Raw genomic sequence first — 23533 nt, forward strand, 5'->3', positions numbered from 1 at the left:
AGGATGGGTGCTCACAAAAGCAAGCTATGTAGTTTTGAAGAGATCAAACCGGTCTTCAGGGACGGAATGCACATGATGTTTGGGGGATTCGGGGGAATCGGGACCCCTCCGACCATTGTGAAGCATGTATTGTCATGGGGAGTGAAGGACCTGACCATCATCGGGAACGATACGGGTTTTCCCCATATCGGCATCGGACAGCTTGTGGCCGCACAGCGTGTGAAGAAGGTGATTGCTTCCCATATCGGTTCGAACCCCATCGCGGGGACCATGATGAGTGATGGCCGGCTTGAAGTAGAGTTCTCGCCTCAGGGAATCCTCGCCGAGCGCATCCGGGCAGGCGGGGTGGGGATTCAGGCGATCATCACTTCAATCGGTTCTGACGACCCCTACCTGAATCAAGGAAAGCAGACCGTTCTCCTGGATGGGCAGAACTATCTGATTGAAACGGCCCTGACGGCGGAAGTGGGGATTGTCATGGCAAAAGCGGCAGACACATTCGGTAACCTCATCTTTGACAAGAGTGCCAGGAACACGAACCCCGTTGTGGCCATGGCTTCTGATATCACCATTGTGGAGGCGGAGGAGATAGTTCCCTTTGGGGAATTGGATCCTGAAGAAATCGTGACGTCAGGAGTATTTGTGGACTACATTGTACCATCGGAAGGAGTCGATTGGAGATGGGTGTGGGAAACGGTCTAAAAGAGCGCCTGGCAAGGAGGGCCGCTCAGGAAGTGGAAGAGAATACGGTTGTCAATCTAGGCATCGGGATCCCGAGTCTGGTTCCTGATTATCTTCCAGGGGGATTTCCAGTCCTCTTTCAATCGGAGAACGGGATCATCGGAATCGGGGAAGCACCAGGAAAAGGAAGGGAAGATCCTGCCCTCTGCAATGCCGGGGGCTACCCTGTCACAATGGTGAAGGGCGGGGCATTCACAGACAGCGCGGTGGCGTTTGCCATGATCCGGAGGGGACTCATCGATTTGACGATCCTCGGCTCCTTGCAGGTGAGCGGCAAGGGAGACCTGGCGAATTGGATCATCCCGGGGAAGAAGGTCCCGGGGATGGGCGGAGCGACGGAACTCGCGGCGTGTGCTCGCAGGGTCATCGTCGTCATGACCCATACGGATAAGTTCGGGGGCCCAAAGATCCTGGGGGAATGTACGCTCCCATTGACAGCCAGGGAATGCGTATCCATGATCATCACGGATCAGGCGGTATTCCGATTCGAGAACGGAGAGATGGTATTGAAGGAAATCTTCAAGCCTTTTACCATCGAAGACATTCGCTCATCGACAGAAGCAGAGTTTTCTGTAGATCCGCATATGTTGTTCGTGGAAGGATAAGGGGGGATGACCGTGGAGCGACATCTGATTGCACAGGCCGTAGCGGAACGAAGAAAAGAAACCATTGCATTTCTTCAACGTCTTGTACAGGAGGACAGTATTAGAGGAAATGAAGCGGGAGCACAGGCAGTGATCATTGAAAAATGCCGGAAGTTAGGAATGGAACTCGATATTTGGGAGATTGATCGAACCGAAGTGGAATCCCATCCCTTTTTTCGATGCGACCGCGAACAGTTTACTGGCAACCCCAATGTCGTAGGGGTCCTGAAGGGAACTGGGGGAGGAAAAAGCCTGATATTAAATGGACATATCGACGTCGTCCCCGCGGGAGACAGAAAGGATTGGAGTGCCGATCCCTATAGTGGAAAGGTGGAGAATGGCCGCTTATATGGTCGTGGATCCACCGATATGAAAGGGGGTACAGCTTCCCTTCTTCTGGCCATCGAAGCGGTCCAAAGTCTTGGGGTTCCATTGAAGGGATCGGTGATCTTTCAGAGCGTCATCGAAGAAGAAAGCGGTGGTGCCGGGACACTCGCTGCTCTCAAGAGGGGGTATGTAGCCGATGGGGCCATCATTCCGGAACCGACGAATATGAAGATTTTCCCGAAGCAGCAGGGCTCCATGTGGTTCAGGCTGAAGGTGAAGGGGAAGTCCGCCCATGGCGGCACGAGGTATGAAGGTGTTAGTGCAATCGACAATGCGGTCACCGTCATCCAAAGACTGCATGAACTGGAAAGGGATCGTAACGACCGTGTGGACGACCCGCTGTATGAGAACATCCCCATTCCCCTGCCTATTAATATCGGCAAGATTTCAAGCGGTGAATGGCCGTCAAGTGTTCCGGATGTGGCCATCATCGAAGGGAGGATCGGCGTCGGTCCATGGGAGGATATGGAATCGGTCGAGGAAGAATTGATTGAAGCACTCGGAGATTTGAAGAAGATCGATGAATGGTTCGATCAGCACCCCGTGGAAATCGAGTGGTTCGGCGGCAGGTGGCAGCCCGGAAGTCTTGAACCCGGTCATCCATTGATCCAAACGCTCTCGGAGGAGTTTCAAAAGGTGTGCGCTGTCCGGCCGGTAATCGAAGCTTCCCCATGGGGGACCGACGGTGGGATCCTGTCCAAAGGGGCGGGGATACCGGTTGCCGTGTTTGGACCCGGGACAACGGAACTCGCCCATGACGCCGATGAGTCCATCGAGCTTGAGCATCTATTCAAGTCGGCAGAAATCCTGGCGGGATTCATCGTTGAATGGTGCAACCAACCCGTATGACGGTGAGTGATGGTAAACGTAATTTCTCGCTGTCGGAATAAAAAGACAAAAAATTCAAAATAAACAGTAAAAATAATCTTGACCTGTCTAATTGTGGGTAAAGGTCTTATAAGAAGACTTCATAACCCTCTTGGAGCATTCATATGTTGGTAAAAAGGGGAGGCTGCTATGCAAACATATGAAACCATCACCCTGACACATGGAAAGGCATCCATCTATAAAGATCTACCGAATCGCCGCCTGCGGATCGATGAAATCAACGGCAGTGTCGATCAGGTCGTCCGGCATGTGGAGGAGGAGTGCCGAGCGGGTGCGTATGAAAAAATCATTGTCAAAGCGAAGAAGGGTCAGTGTGATTCCTTGACGGAACAGGGGTACGTGAGGGAAGGAAGGCTGTCTGCTTATTTCAACGGAAGTGAAGCCATCTGGATGAGTAAATTCCTGACGGATGAACGGCGTAACAGTTTGTACTGGAAAAAGGAAGATGACATTCTCCAGGCAATCATGAAAAAGAAAGGGGGGGCGGTTTCACCGGAACAGGAGATACAGGTTTGCGGGGAGAGCCACGTAGAACAGCTTGCTGACCTATACCGTGCCGTATTCGAGGTATATCCGGTTCCACTTCATGATCCTTCCTATATCCGGCACTCGATGGAAAATGGGACAATCTTTGTGTGCATCGAAGAAAACGGGACGATCATCAGTGCAGCATCTGCGGAAGTCAACCCCACGTTTTGCAATGCAGAGCTGACCGACTGCGCAACCAGCCCCTTGCACAGAAAGGGCGGGCACATGAAGCATCTTCTGCTCCGCCTTGAACGAGAGCTCGTGAAGAGGAAGATTTTCTGCTCCTATACCATTGCCAGGTCTCTTTCACCCGGGATGAATGCGGCGTTTTGGCAGCTTGGCTATCGGTATATGGGGAGACTGGCGAATAACTGCATCATCTTCGATAAAATGGAAGATATGAACATTTGGGAAAAAGACCTGAGCCGTTGATGGCGATCAGGTTTAATATTGAGCAAAGCGGGTGTTTTATTTGAAAATGAATCTGTATTCCCCTAAAAGGCATTGGAAGGAAATTGACTTATGGAAAGATGTCACGGAGGAGCAATGGGATAACTGGCTTTGGCAGCTGACCAATACGATCAGGACCCTTGATGATCTGAAAAAGGTGGTCAATCTGACCCCTGAAGAAGAAGAGGGAGTCAAGATTTCCACGAAAACGATTCCACTGAATATAACCCCTTATTACGCGTGGCTCATGAATGAGGATGACCCGCGCTGTCCGATCCGCATGCAATCGGTGCCGATCGGACAGGAAATCAACAAAACGAGATATGACCTGGAGGATCCCCTTCATGAGGATGAAGATTCTCCTGTGCCGGGACTCACCCACCGCTATCCGGATCGTGTACTATTCCTCGTGACCAATCAATGTTCCATGTATTGCCGTTACTGCACGAGAAGGAGGTTTTCCGGACAGATCGGAATGGGTGTACCCAAAAAGCAACTTGACGCTGCCATCGACTATATCAGGAATACGCCTGCCGTCCGGGATGTGTTGCTATCCGGAGGTGATGGTCTTCTCATCAATGATCAGATCCTTGAATACATCCTGAAGAATCTCAGGGAGATCCCCCATGTCGAGATCATCCGGATCGGGACGCGAGCGCCTGTGGTATTCCCCCAGCGGATTACAGAGAATCTATGTTCCATCTTGAAAAAGTATCATCCAATATGGCTGAATACCCACTTCAATACGTCGATTGAAATCACGGAGGAATCGAAGAAAGCGTGCGAGATGCTCGCAGATGCAGGGGTGCCTGTCGGCAATCAGGCAGTCATACTGGCAGGCATCAATGACAGCGTGCCGATCATGAAGAAGCTCATGCATGACCTGGTGAAGATCAGGGTGCGCCCATACTACATCTATCAGTGTGACCTGTCCGAGGGAATCGGACATTTCCGGGCCCCCGTTTCCAAAGGGTTGGAGATCATCGAGGGATTAAGGGGGCATACGTCGGGATATGCGGTGCCTACCTTCGTTCTGGATGCACCGGGTGGAGGAGGGAAGATCTCCCTTCAACCGAACTACCTGATCTCACAGAGCGCATCGAAAGTAGTGGTGAGGAACTTCGAAGGGGTCATTTCCACCTATCCAGAACCGGAAGGCTACGTAGCTGGAAGGGCAGATGAGTACTTTAAGGGCATCTATCATGATGAGGAACTGAAGGAGCCTACCATCGGCATTGCTGGACTCATGCACGATACCCATGCGTCCTTGACGCCGTCGGGTCTGAAGCGGCTTGAACGGAGAAAGGCGTATGAAGAGAACCCTGATCATCATTCCCTGAAGAACTTCAGGGACAAACGGGACCAATTGAAGGAGAAGAAGCACCAGGCGATGCTGTCCAAGTTGGAAAATCAGTCGTCCCCTAAGGAGGGGAATGAAAAATGACCGCAGACGGTAAGACGTGTGAATGGTGCGGCAGTGGTGTGACAGATTCAGTGACAACCGTCTATTGGGAGCTTCCGGACGGTACAAGATCGATTGAAATCCATGATGTTCCCGGGATCCTCTGTGGGTCATGCGGCATGGAATATCAAGATGAAGAGGTGATCATGGACATCGAAGATCAGCTCATGCTCATGGACACCAAGGCGATTCCAAAATCTGTAGATTTCAAGGAGTTGCTCCAGATGCCCAAATTCTTGAAAAAGAATTACTTCCGGTTTTAGCACCTGGTCCGGAGCCTTTCCCTTTACGAACGGAATATCATCGGCTATCCTTTTAGAAAACGAATTGAAGGATAGGTGACGGCCAGTGAGAAAATCATTTTACCACTACCTGATGAAACATAGACAGCCATCTGCAAAGGATGATCTCACAGCATTTGCCAATGCTGCCTACGATGATCATGCCTTCCCGAAACACTCCGGAGAATATGACGAAATCAGTTCCTATTTGGAATTCAACGGTCATTACCTCGACAGCATGGTCATCTTCGACCGTGCGTGGGAGATGTATCTGCAGGATGAAAAAGCCTGAGGGCAGGCACCCGCACATTTTCATAAGCGCAAATGCGCTGCCGATAGCCAAAAGGCCGGGGACTGACGTCATTTCCCGGCCTTTCTCCAACTCTAAGCTCTGTTGTTGAAACGTAAATCTTATTTACCGATACAAGGGTCCCTGCATATCATATAAAAAAGTCGATTAGGGTGAGGGGAGAATGAAAAAGCGAAAAGATCCCAGGTTCAGGGTCGGTGAAACGGTGGTTGTGACCATATATGGGACTGTCGGGAAGATAACCGATATTAAGAAAATCGACGGGGAATTCCTCTACGAAGTAAATGAGAGTGAAGGACTGTTCAAGGAATCAGCACTCGAACTCCTTGAATCGTATGATGGATATATTTTCGAGCAGGAGCAAATCGACATCGAATACAAATTCCTTTTCGGCGATCTGGTGGTCGTCAAGGGTTACGACGAAGACCTCTTCAAGATTGTAGGGTTTCGCACTGAAATCTGGCGCTATAAAGATGATGCATGGGAAGATGTCATCTATGAGCTCATGAGGGTGACGGATGGTGAATGGCTGGAGGCGGATGAGAACGAAATCACCCTCGTGGCCGACGAAGGCCAGGCAGAGGCCTTCATCAAGAAATATGGGTTCGTCTTTCCGGCCAAGAAGGGGATGAAAACAAAAAAGCTCCCTTCCCCGATGGGTCAGAAGCCGAACTGGATCGATCAACTATTGGATCACTATAATGACTACAAGCTTCTCTATGAGTTATTTAACGATCCTGTGTACAAAAGCAAGATGGATCATGTCCTTGAACAGCTCAAGTACCATTCGAGCCACGAATCATAAAGAAGGAATCATCCACATGAGATAGAGGAACATGGGAACACTGAGAATCATGAATGAGATCAAGATGAAGCGGAGGACCCATTGCATTCCCTTCAGGATCGTCGTTTCCACTTCATCTGCATTTCTTTCCATTACCTTGAGCGCTTTATTCAACAATTGACTCCACTCCTCTATGAACCAGTCCGGTTCGTGATTGAATAGTAGAGTGTATGCCCGTCCCTCCCATGTTATGAAATCTTTTTTACAGTCATAACATGGGAGGACGGCTCATAAATTGAGAATCAAAGGGGGCGATCTTATGCGAGAAATCGAAGTCTTTATCGATACGGAGGAAATTGCGGATTTCTTTATGAAAGAGTTGATCGAAAGAGGCTTTGTCCCTTCTGAAGCCGAAATCGAAGAGCTCGCGGATATCACTTTCGAGTATTTGATTGCCAAGTCCATCATCGATGAGGAATGGGAAGAAGAAATAGAATAGAGGTCAATCATTAGCAGAGGGAGCCCTTTGGAGGGCACCCTCTTTTTGCTGTGCATACCATTTCCGGATCAACGCTTCTTCGAGGCAGATTTTATCAAACCTGATACAGCCCTCTTCCAACGTTTTGTCAATGTGAAGCTACCTGGAGGTGGAATGGACAGAAGATGCTCTTTGATCTCGGACGGATCACCTTTGTACCATTCGCGAGATGGATAGGGCAGGCGGGCGGCATCCGGCCAAACATCCACTAGCCGGGGGCTGTACAACGTACGGATGCTTGCAGGATCATTCGAATATACACGGGGCCAATAATCCTGCCGGGAAGCGGTATGGCGCCTTATAAGGGCATATCGCAGGGACGATTGATGGATGTGAGGGTGGAATAAGATCCGGTAAAGCTTCTTACCTGCTACAATCCGCGCATGGACATCGTCAAATCCATAAATCGTATCTCCAGCCAGAGAAAGGGAAGGCTCTTCTCCGTAGGGGAAAAGGATCGACGTGAATCCCAGGGAATCCTGAAGGGTAAATAACCACCTGGTCAGTTCCTTTTGTTCCATCCATTGTGAAACGATTCGATTTTCGATGAGCATCTGTTCATTGATGATCAGTGCCGTTGTGAGAAGGTTGCTATCTCCAGATTTGAAGAAAGCCTGCCAAAATGGCTTCATGAAGGACGACACTTGGAGTTTTGACAGGAGGCCCCAGTGAAATGACCCCTTTTCCTTCCATTCTTCATAAAGCATCAGCTGAGGATAGGCATCCTCGAAGATCGCCGCATTGCAAGTTTCAAGGAATGAAAAGAAATCTTCCTGGACCCCCTTCGGCAAGACATTTGATAGAAGGCTTCCCCGAAGATCGGTCATATAATAACCCGCGTTCCGTGAAACCATATGGGCAAGGAATGCCCAATGGATTTCCGGGTGTTTCCGGTAGAAGTTCAAATACCTTGACGTACGCGTCAAATTGTCCCGGTTTCCATTGGTGGTCTGCCCTTTCATGTGTTGAAGCCTTTCACGCTCATCGGAAAAGAATAATACGGGTTGATCATCTTCCCAGGGCTGAAGCATGGCTTCCGCTTCCTGGACTGGCAGCAGGGGAAGGGACCCGTTGATGACAGTCCCGCGGGCCATTTTGCGTGACATGAATCCCGCTCCTTTCTTGAACCATGTACTCTTAAGCTATTTAACTTTACAGGGCATTATACCCGATGCTTGGCAATGGCGGTCCATCTGCACGTCAAAAGAAGGATTATGGGACGAGAGGAGAGAAACATCTTAAAGGAAGTCAGTAACTATTTCCGGAGGGGGAAACAACATGTCATTTTTTAATAAAGTCCTCGCTACAATCGGTATCGGGGCAGCTACGGTGGATACGGTACTGGAGAAATCACATTATGTGGCCGGAGAGAGGGTACAAGGCATGATCGGGATCAAGGGAGGCAGCACCCAACAGGAGGTCGATGCCATCTATCTCACCCTGCACACCACGTACATCCGTGAATCTGATGATAAGAAATTCACCGATCAGGCGATCATCCAGAAAATCGAGGTGGCAGAACCGTTCATCATCAAAGAGAATGAGAGGAAAGAGATTCCATTCGCGTTTGATTTGTCCTATGAAACACCCGTCACCTATGGGAATACAAAAGTATGGGTATCCACGGGTATGGATATTAAGAATTCCATAGATCCCAAAGATAAGGACTATATCGAAATCGCCCCTCACCCCTTGAAGGAATCGGTCCTCTCCGCTATCCAGGACCTCGGATTCAGAACGCGGAAAGTGGAGTGTGAACAGGCACCAAAGCGTCTTCGAAGACATTTTCCATTCATCCAGGAGTTTGAATTCGTGCCCATGTCGGGGCCTTATGCAGGAAAATTGGATGAGCTGGAGGTCATGTTCAATGAGCAGTCCAAGGATAAGGTGGAAATTCTACTTGAAGTGGACCGCAGGGCAAGGGGGCTTGGTGGGTTCTTAGCAGAAGCACTTGACATGGACGAGTCAATCGTCACACTCAATGTGGATGCTTCCGATGCACCCGACCTTAAACGGATCATCCAAAAGGCCATCGACCGCGTCTGCTCATAATGTTTCGACAAAGGTTCCCACCAGTCGATGAAGGATTCGACAGCGCATTTGTCTAATACATCTGAAAAGATCTTTTGGAGGGATGACCATGCTGACTCTTGATAGAATGATGCGCCCGAAGCGATCCCGTACGACCTATGATATGACCATCTTCCAAACGCCATCCTACGGGGAAGATAAAGGTTATCGAAATGTGTATCGATTATCCATTGAAGCAGAAGACCATGCCGATGCCCTTTATCGGACATTCCGCATGTTCAATGTATCCGACCTGATGCCGAAGGATTTCAACGGTCGATACCTGACCTCTAAAGACATTGTCTTCATCGATGAGGGAAGGAAAGGGCATTTCTATTATCGCCTTCAATCTGATGGCTGGGCCCAGGTGAACAGGGTCATCCTTCAGTGACATCCCATTCACCATTTTTTCCTCACCCATTGTCACGACTGTTGAAAAGGATTACAATGGAGGTTCATAAACCTACTATCAGGAGGAATGAATGGTGAGTGTACATATTGGTGCGAAAGAAAATGAAATTGCAGAAACGGTCCTTTTACCGGGTGATCCCCTAAGGGCGAAATATATAGCGGAGACGTTCCTTGACAATCCTGTCTGCTACAATGAAGTCCGCAATATGTTCGGTTATACGGGAACATATAAAGGACAACGGATTTCGGTCCAGGGAACAGGTATGGGTGTCCCGTCGATCTCGATCTATATCAATGAACTGATGCAAAGCTACAATGTGCAGAACCTCATCCGGGTCGGGACATGCGGTGCGATCCAGAAAGATGTGAAGGTCAGGGATGTCATCCTCGCCATGACATCTTCGACTGATTCCCAAATGAACAAGCTGACATTCAACGGTATCGACTATGCCCCGACGGCAAACTTTGACCTTCTCAAACGTGCTTACGACAGTGGGACGGAAAAAGGATTGAGCCTGAAGGTGGGGAATGTCTTCACCGCTGACATGTTCTACAATGACAATGCAGAACATGAGAAGTGGGCACAGTACGGTATCCTTGCCATTGAAATGGAGACGAGTGCCCTATATACACTGGCTGCCAAATACGGCCGGAATGCATTGAGCGTCCTGACTGTGAGTGATCACATCATCACAGGAGAAGAAACTTCTGCAGAAGAAAGACAGACTACCTTCAACGATATGATCGAAGTGGCACTTGAAGCGGCCATCAAGGCGTAAGCTCATGCTGAATAGACTGCGTTTTCCCAAAACTTGGGGAGGCGCAGTCTTTATTTTGTGAAGTTTCTCCTGCTTACAGAATCAAAAATTAATGGTAATATGTTAAATGCAATCAAAATAGAAACTAGGTGAAAGTATGAAAAAGATCATCATGGTCTCTGCTGCATCCCTCGTCCTGCTTTCAGGATGTCAGCAAGTCAAGGACTGGTCTAATGATCTTACAGGTAAAAAAGATCAGACAGAAGAAAAACAACAAGACGAAAAAAAACCTGAACAAACACCTGCGGATGAAAAAGGAAATGCCTCCGCACCCGAAGAAACCACACCATCAGAGCTTCAGTTGGATGCCAGGTTCTTCAACGACATCAAGGAAGTGGATGGACATGCCATCATTCAAAACCCTTCCAACATCCTCGCCATGGTCAATAAGGACTATGGACTGGGTGAATACAAACCGGATGATCTCGTACGTCCGGACGTACCATTCGTTTTCGGCGAAGAGGACCTGGAAAAAGCCCATATGCGTAAGGAAGCGGCAGAACATCTTGAAGACATGTTCGCCGGTGCCAAAAAGGACAATCTTTATCTGACTGCTATTTCCGGATACAGGTCATATGATTATCAAAAAATGCTTCTCGAAAGAGAGAAGGAACAATATGGAGACGAAAAAGCCGTCATGGCAGTCGCCCCTCCTGGAAACAGTGAGCACCAATCGGGCTTGGCCATGGATATTTCAAGTCAGAGCCATCAATTCCAGATCGATATTCCTTTCGGGGAAACCGAGGAAGGGAAATGGCTTGCCGAGCATGCCCACGAGTATGGATTCATTCTCCGCTACCCTGAAGACAAAGAAGAAATCACAAAATATCAATATGAACCATGGCACTTCCGCTACGTTGGAAAAGAAGCAGCCAAGGTCATCTATGATAAGGATTGGACGCTAGAAGAATATTTTGATCATGTGAAAGAAATATGATGATCTAAAGGGCACGAACGAACATGTTTTCGTCATAAAGAAGAAGCTGAGACAAACATGTTTTAGTCATAGTATAACCCGAATCATTTGCCTATGATAAAGCAAATGATTCGGGTTTTTAATTTGTTTAATGAACATTCAAATTTCATCGGTTCCAGCGGTTGATCGGAGTGCAAGACGAAGACTCCTGCGGGAAGAGTAGCTGATGTGAGACCCCGGAGGCGTGCCGAGGAGGCTCACGGGCTACCCGCGGAAAGCGAAGTCTTGCACGGAGATCATGAGCGGAGTAGAGAACCTAAACAGATCGTATTCGCCATTGCATGGATTTTTCCCAAACTCCTTTCTTTATGTCTGAATCCTGGCTCACCTACATAGACTAGGGGTAGCAAGTAGGACAAGGGGGGAGCAAATATGAGATCGGGTGTCTCCATCGCAATCGGCAGTCTGCTTGTGGCTTCCGGTATCAATATGTTCTTCGTGCCCCATCATTTCCTCGATGGAGGCATGATCGGGATCGGGCTCCTGACATACTATTGGTTTGGTCTTCCTCCGGGATTGACGATCATCGTCCTAAGTGTCCCCCTCTATGCAATCGCCTTTTATAAGGATCGCAGCTTGTTTTACCGAAGTGTCCATGGGCTATGGATTTCCTCCCTTATGATCGACTGGCTTCACCCTTTGAGCGACCGTGTGTACTTGTCCCCCTTAGCATGCGCTTTACTGGGTGGTGCAACCGTCGGGATCGGGATCGGATTGATGTTGAGGGTGGGTGCTGCGACAGGAGGAAGCGACTTGCTGGCACAGCTCCTCGGAAGGGGATTTGGTTTCAATCCCGGGAAGGTCATTTTCCTTTTTGACAGTCTTGTTCTTTTGGCCGGTCTCTCAGTCATTGGAGGGGAAGCATTCCTTCATTCGCTGGTCGCCATAAGCACAGTCGGTTTTTTTACGACGCTTTTGGCATATCCTACCCATAATGATGGATTTTCCTTTCGCTAACGTATAAAAGCTGATAGAATGAAGAGGTTATAATCTCATGATGCCTTATGGGCTCCATGATCAGTCTAAAACACTATGATACATAGCAATGAAAGTGGTGGAAGCATTGGAACAGGACAAGACAGATCAATCACCCCAGCAAGAATCGAATGTTATTAAAATGAAGAAATTCAAATTCGTCATGCTGATTTTCATCCTCGTATTCGCCACAGCAGGAATCACCACCTTTGCCCTGGCCTTCGGTGATGAAAAAGCCGTGAATGTCGGAGTGACCGATCGATCGGAATTCACGAAGCTATACGATGCTTACGACAAACTGAACGACAATTATTACAAAGACCTTGATAAAGATACGCTTATCGACGGCGCGATCAACGGCATGATCGAAAGCGTGGGGGATCCGTATTCCGATTACATGGATAAAGATGAAGCGAAGAAATTCGATGAGAGCATTTCATCTTCCTTTGAAGGAATCGGAGCTGAAATCCAGGAGAAAGACGGCTATATCGCCATTGTTTCCCCGATAAAAGGGTCACCCGCCGAATCGGCAGGACTCAAACCGAACGATAAGATCCTGAAGGTCGACGACAAAAGCATCCAGGGGATGTCGGTATCGGAAGCCGTTCTGTTGATCAGAGGGGAAAAAGGCTCCAAAGTCACCCTCACCGTGCAGCGGCCGGGTCAGGACAAATCGATGGAAGTGACCATCACCCGTGATGAGATCCCGATCGAGACCGTGTATGCAGAAATGAAAAAAGATGGGGTCGCGAAGATCCAGATTACGTCATTCTCTGAGCATACTTACAAGGAACTGACGGAGGCACTGAACGAAATGAATGACAAGGGAATGAAAAAGCTTGTCATTGATTTGAGGCAGAACCCTGGTGGTCTTTTGGATCAGGCCATCAAGATCTCGAATCTCTTCGTACCTGAAGGGGAAGTGATGTTCCAGGTAGAGGACAGTAACGGCAAGGTTGAGAAATACGTTGCTGAGGGAGGGGATAAAATCGATATCCCTACAGCCGTCCTCGTTGATGGGGGCAGTGCCAGTGCGGCCGAGATCCTTGCGGCTGCCGTAAGTGAATCAAATGACATCCCATTGGTCGGAACGAAGACCTTCGGGAAAGGAACCGTACAGACAGCTGAAGAGTTCAAGGACGGTTCAAACATGAAATTTACGACGGCCAAGTGGCTGACACCGGAAGGCAACTGGATTCATGAGAAGGGAATCAAGCCGACCGTGGAAGTGAAAATGCCGGATTATGCAGAATTGCCATACTTGAATCCGGACAAAGAACTGAAAGAATCCGATCTTTCCGATCAAGTGAAGACAGCGGAACAGATGCTGAATGCCCTTGACTTCAACCCTGGTAACGTTGATGGATATTACGACGAAGACACAACGAAGGCAGTGGAGAAGTTCCAAGAAAGCAAAAAGCTGAAGGTTACCGGGAAGCTGGATTCTGACACCATCATCCAGTTGATGGATAGCTTGAGGGAAAAACTGCAGAAAAACGATCCACAGTTCAAAAAGGCAGTGGAACAGCTCAATAAAAAGAATTGATCATGAAGATGCCCCGGTAACGGACCGGGGTATCTTTTTTATTATGGAAACGTGTCAAGACCGAGCACCTTTTCGATCCTTTGTTTTTTTCTCATGATCCATTCTTCTACGTACTGTCGATATCGTACATCCGCGGAGGAGTGGAACTCCTTGAGCAACGTCCTTAAATCCGAGAGGTGTTCTTCAAGGGACTTCATACTTCTTTCATAGCCGTTTAAATGGACTTTCTTCATAATGATTTCTACAAGGTGCTCATTCCCGGCTTCGATGGTTTTCGTCCCCTGTCTCACATAGATGGCCCCGTCCCTGAGTTCCCCTTTTGTGACCACCGAAGTAAAGGGGACATACCGGGGGTCATATTCGATGATCAGGGCTTGAAAGCGCTTTGAGTGCAACAGAGGATCGACTTCGCTTTGGAAAAGATAATCTTCCGTCCGATACGTAAGATAGCTCGGCAGAAGATGTTGGAGTTTATTATCCACATCGGCTTTATCATAAAAATCTTCATCTGTGAGCCCTCTCAATGTGAGACTGCCGTCGTCTTCCTGTCTGACACCAAGTATGAGACAACCTCCACCTGAATTGGAGATGGCAAGGATATGCTTGGCAAGCTTGGTCCATTCGACCCAGCTCGATTTAAAATCAACATAATCTGATTCACCCGTATTATTCAGCAGCAATTCTTTCAGGCTCTCCCTGGAGGGGGTGATCAAGAATTCCTTCAAAGTCTGCGGTACAATCTTGTCATGAAACAATGGGATCCGACCTCTTTTCCTTTGGTCTACTCCTACATTTTATGCGGCAGGTCGACCTTTATGGCTGTATCCAGAAAATCAGGTGAGATTGCTTTCATTGTCATAACGTCCTGAATTGACTAAAATGGTACAGAGAGAATATCACCGTATAGCCGAAGCAACCATTGATCATATACTGGTCCGGTGAAAAAAGAAAAGAGGAACGTGTTCATGAAGAAAGATGTATACATCTTATCGGGCTTCCTAGGAAGCGGAAAGACAACCTTGCTGAAAGGGTTGCTGGAATCATTGAAAGCAGAGGGGACTAAACCCGCGGTCCTGATGAATGAGCTTGGAAGTGTGTCGATCGACAGCGATCAAGTGGATGAAGATACGGCCTTGAGGGAGATGCTTGACGGCTGCATATGCTGCACCCTATCAGATAAACTCGAATCCCAGCTTCAAGATCTTCTGATTAAAGAAGACTTCGGGGTATTGGTCATTGAAACGACGGGAGCCGCCCATCCTGTAGAAGTGGTCGACTCGATTCTATCCCCGCTGTTTGCAGATCGTTTCCATTTCAAGGGCATACTCACCGTTGTCGACGGTCTTCAATGGAAAGAGCGAGGGAGTTTCAGCCCCTCTGTCCTTCACCTTATGAGGGAACAGATCCGACATGCAAGTTTCCTTGTTGCCAATAAAGTGGACCTTTTGACTGAAATGGAGCAGGGGACGTTTGCATATGACCTCCAACAATTGAATCCCGGTGCGTCCATTTATTTAACGAGTCATTCGAAAGTACCTGTAGGGGCCATTACGTCGATGACGAAGAAAGATCATTATGAAGGTGGACAAGGCCATACCCTGACGCTGCAGGCGATCGTCCATACGTTTGAAGCGGAAGTGAGCGGTGAAGACTTTGAACAATGGGTCCATGCTCATCAAGAGTCCATCTATCGGATGAAAGGATATATTCCATTACAGGGAAGGAAGTATCCGACGCTCTTCCAATACTCGTATGGCATGCCCCTATACATGCCTGGGGACATGAACTATCCGACCAATTTTGTCGTCATCGGCGAAGGGATGGATCGAGAACGGATCATCTCCTCCCTTAAAAGTCTGGAAGGATGATTGACAAGAAGCGGAAAAAGGTCTATGATTTAATGATTAACGTACTGAATTATTCAATAACCGTAGGAAAGGTCGATTAGAATTGGGGAAAGACTTATTTGAGTTAGAGCGATTATTCGTATCCGTATTCCGAATGATGAAGGCAGATGTACGGAACATCTTCGGGCAATATTTATCCAATGGGGAATTCCGTGTCCTTCAGCTCATCCGTGAGAACGGAGCATTGAAGTCCTCGGAAATATCAAAGAGGATGGAAGTTTCAGCGAGCCACATCACTTCCATAACCGATGCCCTCGTGGAAAAATCACATATTACAAGACAGAGATCCAATGAAGATCGACGGGTTGTAGAGCTGCAGATTACCAAAAGCGGAGAGGAAGTACTCGCAAAATGCGAAGAGAGGAAGACAGAGTATTTCCAAGATCTGTTCCACTCGTTCGATGAGGAGGAAATCCGTATCTTCACGCACCTCTTTGAAAAGCTGTTAAGTCACCCAAAACGTCATTCATAAGAAGGGGATGACCGGAAGGATCCGGTCGCCCCTCCTTTTTCGCCCATTACTTCACTTATTGAATTATTTCACGACCGAATGGTATAGGAGGGGAATGAATTGGAACACTTAGAACATAAAAAGAAAGTGATGATCATGATCGCCATCATGTCGGCTATGCTTTTTGCCGCATTGAATCAGACCATCGTCGGTACGGCGCTTCCACGGATCATTTCAGAAATCGGTGGAATGGACTATTATAGCTGGGTATTCACCATCTTCATGCTGACCAGCTCGGTTACGGCCATCTTGGTGGGGAAACTGTCGGATATGTACGGACGTAAACCATTTATCCTTCTTGGAATCGGGGTATTCATGGTAGGCTCCTTCCTTAATGGCTTATCGGGATCCATCTTTCAGCTGATCCTATTCCGGGGCATCCAGGGCTTCGGAGCCGGGATGATCATGTCAACGGCCTTCACTGCGGTCGGGGATCTGTTCCCTCCGAGAGAGCGCGGCAAATGGCAGGGACTCATGAGTTCAGTCTTTGGTCTTGCCAGCGTATTCGGGCCTACCCTTGGAGGCTGGATCGTCGACAATGCCAACTGGCACTGGGTGTTCTGGGTGTTCCTGCCTGTCGGTTTCATTGCTTTCGGCATGATCTACAAAATGTTTCCATCCCAGACGGCGAAAACAGGGCAGAAGGTGGATTATCTGGGCTCCATCATGCTGACCCTCACCATCATCCCGCTTCTCCTTGCATTCACCTGGGGAGGAAATGACTACGACTGGCTGTCTGTCCAGATCCTCAGTCTCCTTGGTGGTGCCGTCATCGCACTGATCCTTTTCATCGTCACCGAGAAGAATGCGTCGAATCCGGTATTGCCTCTTGGATTGTTTAAGAACCGGATCTTCACCCTGTCCAATATGATCGGTTTCATCCTGGGGGCCGGTATGTTTGGCGCCATCATGTATATGCCCTTCTTCATACAGGGAGTCATGGGTACATCCGCCACCAAGTCTGGAATTGTCATGATGCCCATGACCCTAAGCATGGTGCTCGCAAGTGCCATCGGTGGTCAGATCATCACCAAAACGGGGCGATACAAGTTCCTGGCCCTTATCGGACTTTTTGTGATGAGCAGCGGGATGGTCCTTCTGTCGTTCATGGACACTGACACGACGAATGCCAGGGCACTGATCAATATCATCATCGTCGGTACCGGACTGGGTCTTAGCTTCCCGGTCTTCACCCTGGCCGTACAAAACGCCGTTGCCCACCAGTTCCTTGGAGTCGCAACTGCAGCCACACAGCTTTTCCGGCAAATTGGTGGAACAATCGGGGTGGCCATCATGGGAACCGTCATGAACCAGTCCATGGCGAATAAGATGAGTGAGCAAATGGGGGCAGTCAAAGAATCGCCTGTCCTGTCAAACCCCGATGCTGCAAAGGGGCTTGAAAAACTTCAAGATCCACAATTGATCATGAATGCCGACAAGCTAAATGAGATAGAAAAGACGCTCCCCCCAGAACTGAGCGGTGTGTTTGATACAATCGTCACTGGAGTGAGGGAAGCCCTGAGCTACGCATTGACCAATGTCTTCTTGATCGGGGCGATCATTCTCTTTGTAGGGTTCCTATTGACCTTCTTCATTAAAGAGATTCCTTTACGGATGAGCAATAAGGAAGAAACCGAAGCCAAAAAAGCTGTCAATGAATAACAAAAAAGCTGATCCTGGAAGGGGTCAGCTTTTTTCAATCCATGCACAATCTCAGTGGGACTCCCCGAACTTCTTGAAGGTCATTTCATCTTCCACTAGACCGCATGCAGCGCATTGAATCTTTTTGTCCGGACCATTATACGCAAGGTGAAAGGGTTGCAATTCACCACTTTCATATTGTTCCACCACTTCTCCGGAAGCAGGGTCCAGTTTAACACTCTGTGAAAGCTGCTGTATAATGTTGAAACGGGTACGGTTTGTTTTACAACTCGGACAACGGTATGGCATCGACATCGGGATTCCACCTTTCGGGTTTTATGGATAGTGTGCCTGGACAAGTCAGATAATATGTAAAAAGGAGAGCAAATGATGACATCCCCGGAACTTCTGGAAGCGTATAAAAACATTTATAAAGGCCGCCTGCTTGAACTTGGGGGGAGAGAACCCCTGGTTGTCCTCCAAGAAGCAATCAAACGGGAGCTGCAGGATGAGTTCAGCCACCCACGGGTCAGAAAGGGGCCCCTGGACAAGTTCTATCTTGCCACCAAACGGATAAGTGATTCCCCCCTTTCGGCGGAAGAGAAAGCCATGCTGATCCATTGCCACGTAGAAGTCATGTCAGAGTTGATCTGAGCTGCTTCATATAGAAATCATTGAAAAAAACCTGTAACAAATGTCATATATTATAGCCGTTCATAAAGTTGTCAATCTTCTTGTTCAGGTAATTATTAGGTGTGGGAGAGATGAATTTCTTGTGTTGGAAATGTAAGCAAACCCTTCGGTGAGTCTTTTTACCCTTTAGTTTCAGTGATTACTAAAGTACTAGAGAGGAATTGTCTTTCAATATCCAACAATTATCGTAGAGTTGCCAACATCTCCCGTAAATGTAACAAAAACTTGATGGTATGATGTTTTTGCACCAAGAAAACACATTCATTAAGGAGGCACACACACTTATGAACAAGAAATTGGTTATCACGACAGCAACAGCATTTACATTCCTTGCAGCACCATTCGCCGGAGGCAAAGCAGACGCCGCTGGGTTGGATCAGGCTAAAGTGTATACAAACGTGAATGCGCAACAGTTTGCTAATCAAGAAGATTTAAACAAATGGATGCAAGATATCCTTTCAAAATATCAAATGGATGGAAAAGCCATCAACGTACAGGATTGCATGAACGGAAGCATTCCGGCACCTGAAAAACAACAGGAAGAGCCAAAAGCAGAAGCTCCTCAAGCCCAAGCGCCAAAAGCAGAAGCACCAAAAGCAGAAGCACCAAAAGCTCAGCAGCAACAGGCACCTGCAAAGCAGGAACAACCAAAGCAATCTGAGCAAAAAGCCTCTGATGAGAACGGCCAATTGAGCCAGTATGAGCAAAAAGTAGTGGAATTGACAAACCAAGAGCGTGCGAAACAAGGACTTCCTGCTTTGAAAGTGGATGCCGAGTTGAGCAAGGTTGCGAAGGAAAAGTCAAAAGATATGCAAAAGAACAACTACTTCGATCACAACAGCCCGACTTACGGATCTCCATTCGACATGATGAAGCAATTCGGAATCCAATACAAAGCGGCCGGTGAAAACATCGCCCAGGGTCAACAGACACCTGAAGAAGTCGTTCAAGCATGGATGAACAGTGAAGGACACCGCAAGAACATCATGAGTTCAGACTATACACACATCGGTGTGGGCTATGTTGAAGAAGGTAACTACTGGACACAACAATTCATCAGCAAATAATCAATTGACGTAGGAACGCTCGGGTCTAGCACCCGGGCGTTTTTTATTGCGGATAAAAAAAGAGCTTACATTTGCATTTCGTGCCTCTGGTCCATACTATTAAGGTATAAAGTGAGACGTGGAGTGGATCTAGCTTGAGGAAAGAAAAAGTAGTGTTCATCACCGGTGGTTCGAAGGGAATCGGAAAGAAGACAGCAGAAGAATTTTCCCGAAAAGGACATACCGTCATACTCAATTATCGAAAACACGACAAAGAAGTGCAGGAGCTTATGAAACAGCTTCATGATACATATGGAAACAAGGTCTTTTCTGTCAAAGGGGACATCGCGGACGAGGCGGACTGTTTTCGGATGGTGGAGGAACTATTACGTGAGGTGGGGGGAGTCGATATCCTGATCCATAATGCTGGCCCCTTCGTCAAAGATCGAAAGACATTTGATGAATATAGTCCGGGGGAATGGAACTATATCATCGCCGGCAACCTCAATGCGGTGTTTTACTTAACCAGACTCCTGATCCCGCATATGCGGGAAAAAGGCTGGGGGAGGATCGTCACATTCGGATACGACCGCGTAGAGACAGCCCCCGGATGGATCTACCGATCTGCCTTTGCAGCGGCCAAAGCAGGGCTTGCATCCTTCACGAGGACCCTGGCAATGGAGGAAGCTGCCAACGGTATCACGGTGAATATGGTTTGCCCCGGGGACATCGTGCCCGAATGGAAGGAACGACCAATCAGCGAAGCGAGGGGAGAAGCGGATGGATCGACACCCATCGGCCGCCCGGGCACGGGTGAAGACCTATCCCGTGTCATTGCCTTCCTATGCGGGGAGGACTCCGACTTCATCACCGGCTCGATCATCCCTGTGACAGGGGGGAAAGACGTGCTGGGAAAAGTCTTTCATCAGGAAGGATCATAAGAAAAGGGAGATGAGCGTAAAGCTCATCTCCCATCATCTATTATGCGGACATGTCATTGAACGGGACGTGCTGTTTTCATCGACCTGCGCTGAATGGCAATCAGGCGGATGGAGAGCGTGATGGCACCTGCAGTGAGTCCCGATGTAAGGCCGAGCCAATATCCATACGGTCCCCACGACGTATAATTGGCGAGTACATAACCAAGCGGGAGGCCGATCACCCAATAGGATATCAGCGCCATCACAAAGGTGATATTCACGTCCTTGTACCCTCTCAATGCCCCTTGGACGGGGGCCTGAACAGCATCTGAAAGCTGGAAGAACACAGCATACAGGAGGAAATGGCCGATCAGTTCCCGCACATGGAGATCATCGGTATATAAGAAGGCAACATCAGACTTGAAGGCAAGGAGCAGTGCGCCGTAAATAAGGGCAAGGAGCAGGGCAAAGGTAACCCCGATCCAGCTGTACACCTTCGCATCCTTCACCCGCTTGGCACCGGTCTCGAACCCCACGACAATGGTAAGGGCCATGGAGATGCTGAGGGGGATCATGTACAGGAAGGAGGCAAAGTTGATGGCTGCCTGATGGGCGGCAATGACCATCGTGCTGTAGTTACTCATCAAAAGCGTCACGGCCGAAAAGATGCTGACCTCAAAAAAGATAGACAGGCCGATGGGAATCCCCATTGTCAAGAGTTCCTTCAGCTTGCTCCAATCAGGAAGGGGAATCACCTTGAATATCCTGTACTCATTGAAGGGCTGCTTCGTATGGATGACCCAGAAGGCAATGAGTGCGATCAACCAGTAGGTGATGGCAGTGGCATACCCGGCCCCTGCACCTCCCAGCTCTGGGAATCCCCACTTACCGAAGATGAACAGGTAGTTCAAGATCACATTGATCGGCAGGCTCATCAATGTGATGACCATGGTCACACGGGTCATGCCCAGTGCATCGATGAAGGACCTGAAAACCGTATAAATGAAGAGGGGGAGGATCCCGATGGAAATGGCAACAAGGTACGCATATGCCACCTCCCTGACATCCGATTCCAAATTCATTCCATTCAGGATCGGTCTGATCACGAGTGCCCCGATGATGAACACCAAGATAGACAGGAAGATGGCGGCATAACCACCTTGAAGAACAGTGGAAGGGACGTCACGTTTCTCCTTGGCTCCGATCAGCTGCGCCACGATCGGTGTAACTGCCAAGAGGATGCCGGTCAATCCGGTGCTGATCGGAACCCAGAGGGATGATCCGATGGCGACGCCTGCCAGATCCGCAGGGGAATATTTCCCCGACATGATCGTATCGAAAAAATTCATGGAAAACATCGCCAACTGGGTGACCAGGATGGGGATGAGGATGATCATCAACTGTTTGATCTTTTGGGGGATGGATGAAGTTTCAATCATGACGTAGTCTCCTTTAATCTGCTTAAAATGCACTATCATACTGTACCACAGAATAGGGGTGCTCTGTGAAAAAATCCAGTGTTGAAAAGAGGGGAAACCATGGAACATAGATGGAAGAATTGGGTGTGGATCATATTTTTGATTTGGTACGGAGTCGGGCTCGTGCTTGTTTCCCTCGACTGGCTTCCGCCTGCACTTCAATGGGCCAATGCCGTTTTTTTGTATCTTTCGGGGTTTCTGGCCGTCTTGTATGCCGGCATGGTATTTAAAAGGGGGATGGGTTATTGGCTAGCTGCCATCATCATCATCGGGACCATTGCGGCTGAATCACTCGGAGTCCATTACGGATGGATCTTCGGGTCGTACCATTATGAAAAAGATTTCGGTATCCAACTTTTCGGAGTCCCCGTTACAATCGGCTTCGCTTGGGTCATGGTCATATTCACGAGTATGGCGTACTTCGAATGGATGCTGAATGGGAAGAAAACCTTCAAGAATGCTCTTTTGTACAGCATTGCCACTTCAATCCTTGCGGTCACGATGGATCTCATCATCGATCCGGTTGCCTACAAAGGCAGACAGTACTGGATCTGGGAGGGGGATGGCATTTATTATGATATTCCAACGCAAAACTTCCTTGGCTGGTTCTATGTTTCCTTCGTGATCCAATTCATCCTCTACTACCTTTTGAGAGATACGTCATTCCCAAAGGTTTGGAGCCCGAGGATGAGATGGTTATACGGTATGGTCGTCGGGATGTTCGTGGTCACTTCCATGGTGGAAGGTCTATGGCTTGCGGTTTTCGTGACGTTGACTGTATATGTCATCATGTTGACCATCAGGAAGATATGGAGGGAATCCTATGATAGAGCCTAAAAAAAGTCCGGCATTCCAACGGATCCTGTCAGGATATTTAACCTTTCAATTGAAAAAGCATTTTCACCGGATCTGGCTGGATGATGATCGTCAAAGGAAAGGGCAGGGGCTTATGCTTGTGAATCACTCCAGTTGGTGGGACGGGCTACTGGTTTTTTATTTGAACCGGCATGTGGTGAAAGGGGACAGTTATGCCATGATGAGCCGCAAAGGGATGGAAGAATACGGATTCTTCCGGAAAATAGGAGCGTTTTCAGTGGATCGGGATTCCTCAAGAGAAGTGGTTGCGTCTTTACGCTACGCTGAAGAACGCCTCAAGGAGGATAAAACGGTATGGATCTTTCCTCAAGGGGACGAGGAGCATGTGGAGAAGCGCCCCCTTACATTCTTTAATGGACCGGGCTACCTCATAGGAAAAGTGCCGGAAGTGTCGGTGGTCCTCGTCACATTCTATTATACCTTCCGTCACCACCAGCGCCCGGAGCTGTTCATTCGACTGAACGATGCACCACCCCTTCATGGCGGGCGGAAAGAAAGGACCGACCATCTAAGGGCGTTGATGGAAACTCAGCTGGATAGGATGAAATCGGAAGTGATGGAAGAGGATCTTTCTTCGTTTACCCCTTGGGTCGGCGGGTTTTCATCAAGCAGTGAAAAACTGCAGTTCTTAAAAAGGAAAGGATAGAATGAA

The 23533-nt window shown here is 48.4% G+C and carries 28 protein-coding genes; 23 read left to right on the forward strand and 5 right to left on the reverse strand.

The window, feature by feature from the left end; translation table 11 throughout:
- The first annotated feature begins 3 nt into the window (after positions 1 to 3).
- The 8 genes from AF331_RS03720 to AF331_RS03755 all read left to right on the forward strand — a co-directional run bounded on the left by AF331_RS03720 (position 4) and on the right by AF331_RS03755 (position 6496).
- The gene (locus AF331_RS03720) at positions 4 to 702 is read left to right on the forward strand and encodes a 3-oxoacid CoA-transferase subunit A (RefSeq protein WP_053426814.1); all 699 of its coding nucleotides are present in this window, start codon (positions 4 to 6) and stop codon (positions 700 to 702) included.
- A complete protein-coding gene (locus tag AF331_RS03725; protein ID WP_053426815.1) occupies positions 681 to 1346 on the forward strand; it encodes a 3-oxoacid CoA-transferase subunit B in 666 nt (221 codons plus the stop codon). The genes AF331_RS03720 and AF331_RS03725 overlap by 22 nt, the downstream gene beginning before the upstream one ends.
- A gap of 6 nt (positions 1347 to 1352) precedes the next feature.
- Positions 1353 to 2621: a peptidase gene (locus AF331_RS03730; RefSeq protein ID WP_053426816.1), complete on the forward strand. Its 1269-nt coding sequence runs from the start codon at positions 1353 to 1355 to the stop codon at positions 2619 to 2621.
- Between the two features lie 168 nt (positions 2622 to 2789).
- Positions 2790 to 3620, forward strand: coding sequence for a putative beta-lysine N-acetyltransferase (gene ablB, locus AF331_RS03735; RefSeq protein WP_053426817.1), 831 nt, complete (start codon positions 2790 to 2792; stop codon positions 3618 to 3620).
- A gap of 46 nt (positions 3621 to 3666) precedes the next feature.
- A complete protein-coding gene (gene kamA / locus AF331_RS03740) occupies positions 3667 to 5082 on the forward strand; it encodes a lysine 2,3-aminomutase (protein WP_053426818.1) in 1416 nt (471 codons plus the stop codon).
- Complete coding sequence (locus AF331_RS03745; RefSeq protein WP_053426819.1) at positions 5079 to 5363, forward strand: YokU family protein; 285 nt, start codon at positions 5079 to 5081, stop codon at positions 5361 to 5363. The genes kamA and AF331_RS03745 overlap by 4 nt, the downstream gene beginning before the upstream one ends.
- 85 nt (positions 5364 to 5448) lie before the next feature.
- A complete protein-coding gene (locus tag AF331_RS03750) occupies positions 5449 to 5673 on the forward strand; it encodes a YozE family protein (protein WP_079516241.1) in 225 nt (74 codons plus the stop codon).
- A gap of 181 nt (positions 5674 to 5854) precedes the next feature.
- Positions 5855 to 6496, forward strand: a complete 642-nt coding sequence (locus tag AF331_RS03755) for a hypothetical protein (RefSeq protein WP_053426820.1) — start codon at positions 5855 to 5857, stop codon at positions 6494 to 6496.
- On the opposite strand, the gene AF331_RS22305 is transcribed toward AF331_RS03755, so the two are convergent.
- Positions 6491 to 6628 carry a hypothetical protein gene (locus tag AF331_RS22305; protein ID WP_160316480.1) on the reverse strand — a complete coding sequence of 46 codons (138 nt, stop codon included), beginning with the start codon at positions 6626 to 6628 and terminating at the stop codon, positions 6491 to 6493. The genes AF331_RS03755 and AF331_RS22305 overlap by 6 nt on opposite strands.
- Before the next feature lie 166 nt (positions 6629 to 6794).
- Between AF331_RS22305 and AF331_RS03760 the strand changes: the two genes are divergently transcribed.
- A complete protein-coding gene (locus tag AF331_RS03760; protein WP_053426821.1) occupies positions 6795 to 6974 on the forward strand; it encodes a YozD family protein in 180 nt (59 codons plus the stop codon).
- Between the two features lie 68 nt (positions 6975 to 7042).
- Here AF331_RS03760 and AF331_RS03765 read toward each other — a convergent pair whose 3' ends face one another.
- Positions 7043 to 8119, reverse strand: a complete 1077-nt coding sequence (locus AF331_RS03765) for a DUF2515 family protein (protein ID WP_053426822.1) — start codon at positions 8117 to 8119, stop codon at positions 7043 to 7045.
- Between the two features lie 172 nt (positions 8120 to 8291).
- On the opposite strand from AF331_RS03765, the gene AF331_RS03770 reads away from it, so the two are divergent.
- The 6 genes from AF331_RS03770 (at position 8292) to AF331_RS03795 (ending at position 13809) form a co-directional block, all read left to right on the forward strand.
- Entirely contained in the window at positions 8292 to 9065 is a 774-nt protein-coding gene (locus AF331_RS03770) for a sporulation protein (protein WP_053426823.1), read from the forward strand.
- Positions 9066 to 9153: 88 nt separating this feature from the next.
- On the forward strand, positions 9154 to 9474 hold the full coding sequence (locus AF331_RS03775) for a YodL domain-containing protein (protein ID WP_082346709.1): 321 nt from the start codon (positions 9154 to 9156) through the stop codon (positions 9472 to 9474).
- Positions 9475 to 9568: 94 nt separating this feature from the next.
- The gene (gene deoD / locus AF331_RS03780; RefSeq protein WP_053427772.1) at positions 9569 to 10273 is read left to right on the forward strand and encodes a purine-nucleoside phosphorylase; all 705 of its coding nucleotides are present in this window, start codon (positions 9569 to 9571) and stop codon (positions 10271 to 10273) included.
- A 136-nt stretch (positions 10274 to 10409) separates the two neighbouring features.
- Positions 10410 to 11249 (forward strand): M15 family metallopeptidase, encoded by an 840-nt coding sequence (locus tag AF331_RS03785; protein WP_053426824.1) that lies wholly within the window; start codon positions 10410 to 10412, stop codon positions 11247 to 11249.
- 411 nt (positions 11250 to 11660) lie between these two features.
- The gene (locus tag AF331_RS03790) at positions 11661 to 12245 is read left to right on the forward strand and encodes a YitT family protein (RefSeq protein WP_053426825.1); all 585 of its coding nucleotides are present in this window, start codon (positions 11661 to 11663) and stop codon (positions 12243 to 12245) included.
- Positions 12246 to 12405: 160 nt separating this feature from the next.
- A complete protein-coding gene (locus AF331_RS03795) occupies positions 12406 to 13809 on the forward strand; it encodes a lmo1851 family serine protease (protein WP_235576305.1) in 1404 nt (467 codons plus the stop codon).
- Positions 13810 to 13850: 41 nt separating this feature from the next.
- Here the strand turns inward: AF331_RS03795 and AF331_RS03800 are convergent, their stop codons facing one another.
- A complete protein-coding gene (locus AF331_RS03800) occupies positions 13851 to 14564 on the reverse strand; it encodes an AlbA family DNA-binding domain-containing protein (protein WP_053426827.1) in 714 nt (237 codons plus the stop codon).
- 210 nt (positions 14565 to 14774) lie between these two features.
- On the opposite strand from AF331_RS03800, the gene AF331_RS03805 reads away from it, so the two are divergent.
- The 3 genes from AF331_RS03805 (at position 14775) to AF331_RS03815 (ending at position 17889) form a co-directional block, all read left to right on the forward strand.
- The gene (locus AF331_RS03805) at positions 14775 to 15677 is read left to right on the forward strand and encodes a CobW family GTP-binding protein (RefSeq protein WP_053426828.1); all 903 of its coding nucleotides are present in this window, start codon (positions 14775 to 14777) and stop codon (positions 15675 to 15677) included.
- Between the two features lie 82 nt (positions 15678 to 15759).
- On the forward strand, positions 15760 to 16188 hold the full coding sequence (locus AF331_RS03810; RefSeq protein WP_235563523.1) for a MarR family winged helix-turn-helix transcriptional regulator: 429 nt from the start codon (positions 15760 to 15762) through the stop codon (positions 16186 to 16188).
- A 99-nt stretch (positions 16189 to 16287) separates the two neighbouring features.
- Positions 16288 to 17889 (forward strand): MDR family MFS transporter, encoded by a 1602-nt coding sequence (locus AF331_RS03815; RefSeq protein WP_053426829.1) that lies wholly within the window; start codon positions 16288 to 16290, stop codon positions 17887 to 17889.
- A gap of 51 nt (positions 17890 to 17940) precedes the next feature.
- Here AF331_RS03815 and AF331_RS03820 read toward each other — a convergent pair whose 3' ends face one another.
- A complete protein-coding gene (locus AF331_RS03820; protein ID WP_053426830.1) occupies positions 17941 to 18183 on the reverse strand; it encodes a DNA alkylation repair protein in 243 nt (80 codons plus the stop codon).
- Positions 18184 to 18258: 75 nt separating this feature from the next.
- Between AF331_RS03820 and AF331_RS03825 the strand changes: the two genes are divergently transcribed.
- From AF331_RS03825 to AF331_RS03835, 3 genes are all read left to right on the forward strand, one after another.
- Positions 18259 to 18522, forward strand: coding sequence for a hypothetical protein (locus AF331_RS03825; RefSeq protein WP_082346711.1), 264 nt, complete (start codon positions 18259 to 18261; stop codon positions 18520 to 18522).
- 323 nt (positions 18523 to 18845) lie between these two features.
- The gene (locus AF331_RS03830) at positions 18846 to 19628 is read left to right on the forward strand and encodes a CAP domain-containing protein (protein ID WP_053426832.1); all 783 of its coding nucleotides are present in this window, start codon (positions 18846 to 18848) and stop codon (positions 19626 to 19628) included.
- A 134-nt stretch (positions 19629 to 19762) separates the two neighbouring features.
- The gene (locus tag AF331_RS03835) at positions 19763 to 20548 is read left to right on the forward strand and encodes an SDR family oxidoreductase (protein WP_200908236.1); all 786 of its coding nucleotides are present in this window, start codon (positions 19763 to 19765) and stop codon (positions 20546 to 20548) included.
- Positions 20549 to 20601: 53 nt separating this feature from the next.
- On the opposite strand, the gene AF331_RS03840 is transcribed toward AF331_RS03835, so the two are convergent.
- Entirely contained in the window at positions 20602 to 21966 is a 1365-nt protein-coding gene (locus tag AF331_RS03840) for an MATE family efflux transporter (protein WP_053426833.1), read from the reverse strand.
- A 99-nt stretch (positions 21967 to 22065) separates the two neighbouring features.
- On the opposite strand from AF331_RS03840, the gene AF331_RS03845 reads away from it, so the two are divergent.
- Together AF331_RS03845 and AF331_RS03850 are read left to right on the forward strand one after the other, a co-directional pair.
- Positions 22066 to 22842, forward strand: coding sequence for a carotenoid biosynthesis protein (locus AF331_RS03845; RefSeq protein WP_053426834.1), 777 nt, complete (start codon positions 22066 to 22068; stop codon positions 22840 to 22842).
- The gene (locus AF331_RS03850; RefSeq protein WP_053426835.1) at positions 22829 to 23527 is read left to right on the forward strand and encodes a lysophospholipid acyltransferase family protein; all 699 of its coding nucleotides are present in this window, start codon (positions 22829 to 22831) and stop codon (positions 23525 to 23527) included. The genes AF331_RS03845 and AF331_RS03850 overlap by 14 nt, the downstream gene beginning before the upstream one ends.
- Positions 23528 to 23533 lie beyond the last annotated feature (6 nt).

This window comes from Rossellomorea marisflavi (assembly GCF_001274775.1).
Classification (GTDB): domain Bacteria; phylum Bacillota; class Bacilli; order Bacillales; family Bacillaceae_B; genus Rossellomorea; species Rossellomorea marisflavi.

What these genes read in the sequence shown, in the direction of transcription:
- AF331_RS03790 (WP_053426825.1), top strand. Translation starts at nt 11,661, where the DNA reads ATGAGATCGGGTGTCTCCATCGCAATCGGCAGTCTGCTTGTGGCTTCC.
- AF331_RS03720 (WP_053426814.1), top strand. Translation starts at nt 4, where the DNA reads ATGGGTGCTCACAAAAGCAAGCTATGTAGTTTTGAAGAGATCAAACCG.
- AF331_RS03785 (WP_053426824.1), top strand. Translation starts at nt 10,410, where the DNA reads ATGAAAAAGATCATCATGGTCTCTGCTGCATCCCTCGTCCTGCTTTCA.
- AF331_RS03840 (WP_053426833.1), bottom strand. Translation starts at nt 21,966, where the DNA reads ATGATTGAAACTTCATCCATCCCCCAAAAGATCAAACAGTTGATGATC.
- AF331_RS03830 (WP_053426832.1), top strand. Translation starts at nt 18,846, where the DNA reads ATGAACAAGAAATTGGTTATCACGACAGCAACAGCATTTACATTCCTT.
- AF331_RS22305 (WP_160316480.1), bottom strand. Translation starts at nt 6,628, where the DNA reads ATGGAAAGAAATGCAGATGAAGTGGAAACGACGATCCTGAAGGGAATG.
- AF331_RS03795 (WP_235576305.1), top strand. Translation starts at nt 12,406, where the DNA reads ATGAAGAAATTCAAATTCGTCATGCTGATTTTCATCCTCGTATTCGCC.
- AF331_RS03755 (WP_053426820.1), top strand. Translation starts at nt 5,855, where the DNA reads ATGAAAAAGCGAAAAGATCCCAGGTTCAGGGTCGGTGAAACGGTGGTT.
- AF331_RS03770 (WP_053426823.1), top strand. Translation starts at nt 8,292, where the DNA reads ATGTCATTTTTTAATAAAGTCCTCGCTACAATCGGTATCGGGGCAGCT.
- ablB (WP_053426817.1), top strand. Translation starts at nt 2,790, where the DNA reads ATGCAAACATATGAAACCATCACCCTGACACATGGAAAGGCATCCATC.
- kamA (WP_053426818.1), top strand. Translation starts at nt 3,667, where the DNA reads ATGAATCTGTATTCCCCTAAAAGGCATTGGAAGGAAATTGACTTATGG.
- AF331_RS03805 (WP_053426828.1), top strand. Translation starts at nt 14,775, where the DNA reads ATGAAGAAAGATGTATACATCTTATCGGGCTTCCTAGGAAGCGGAAAG.
- AF331_RS03820 (WP_053426830.1), bottom strand. Translation starts at nt 18,183, where the DNA reads ATGTCGATGCCATACCGTTGTCCGAGTTGTAAAACAAACCGTACCCGT.
- AF331_RS03745 (WP_053426819.1), top strand. Translation starts at nt 5,079, where the DNA reads ATGACCGCAGACGGTAAGACGTGTGAATGGTGCGGCAGTGGTGTGACA.
- AF331_RS03850 (WP_053426835.1), top strand. Translation starts at nt 22,829, where the DNA reads ATGATAGAGCCTAAAAAAAGTCCGGCATTCCAACGGATCCTGTCAGGA.
- AF331_RS03760 (WP_053426821.1), top strand. Translation starts at nt 6,795, where the DNA reads ATGCGAGAAATCGAAGTCTTTATCGATACGGAGGAAATTGCGGATTTC.
- AF331_RS03765 (WP_053426822.1), bottom strand. Translation starts at nt 8,119, where the DNA reads ATGTCACGCAAAATGGCCCGCGGGACTGTCATCAACGGGTCCCTTCCC.
- AF331_RS03730 (WP_053426816.1), top strand. Translation starts at nt 1,353, where the DNA reads ATGACCGTGGAGCGACATCTGATTGCACAGGCCGTAGCGGAACGAAGA.
- AF331_RS03825 (WP_082346711.1), top strand. Translation starts at nt 18,259, where the DNA reads ATGACATCCCCGGAACTTCTGGAAGCGTATAAAAACATTTATAAAGGC.
- AF331_RS03725 (WP_053426815.1), top strand. Translation starts at nt 681, where the DNA reads ATGGGTGTGGGAAACGGTCTAAAAGAGCGCCTGGCAAGGAGGGCCGCT.
- AF331_RS03775 (WP_082346709.1), top strand. Translation starts at nt 9,154, where the DNA reads ATGCTGACTCTTGATAGAATGATGCGCCCGAAGCGATCCCGTACGACC.
- AF331_RS03845 (WP_053426834.1), top strand. Translation starts at nt 22,066, where the DNA reads ATGGAACATAGATGGAAGAATTGGGTGTGGATCATATTTTTGATTTGG.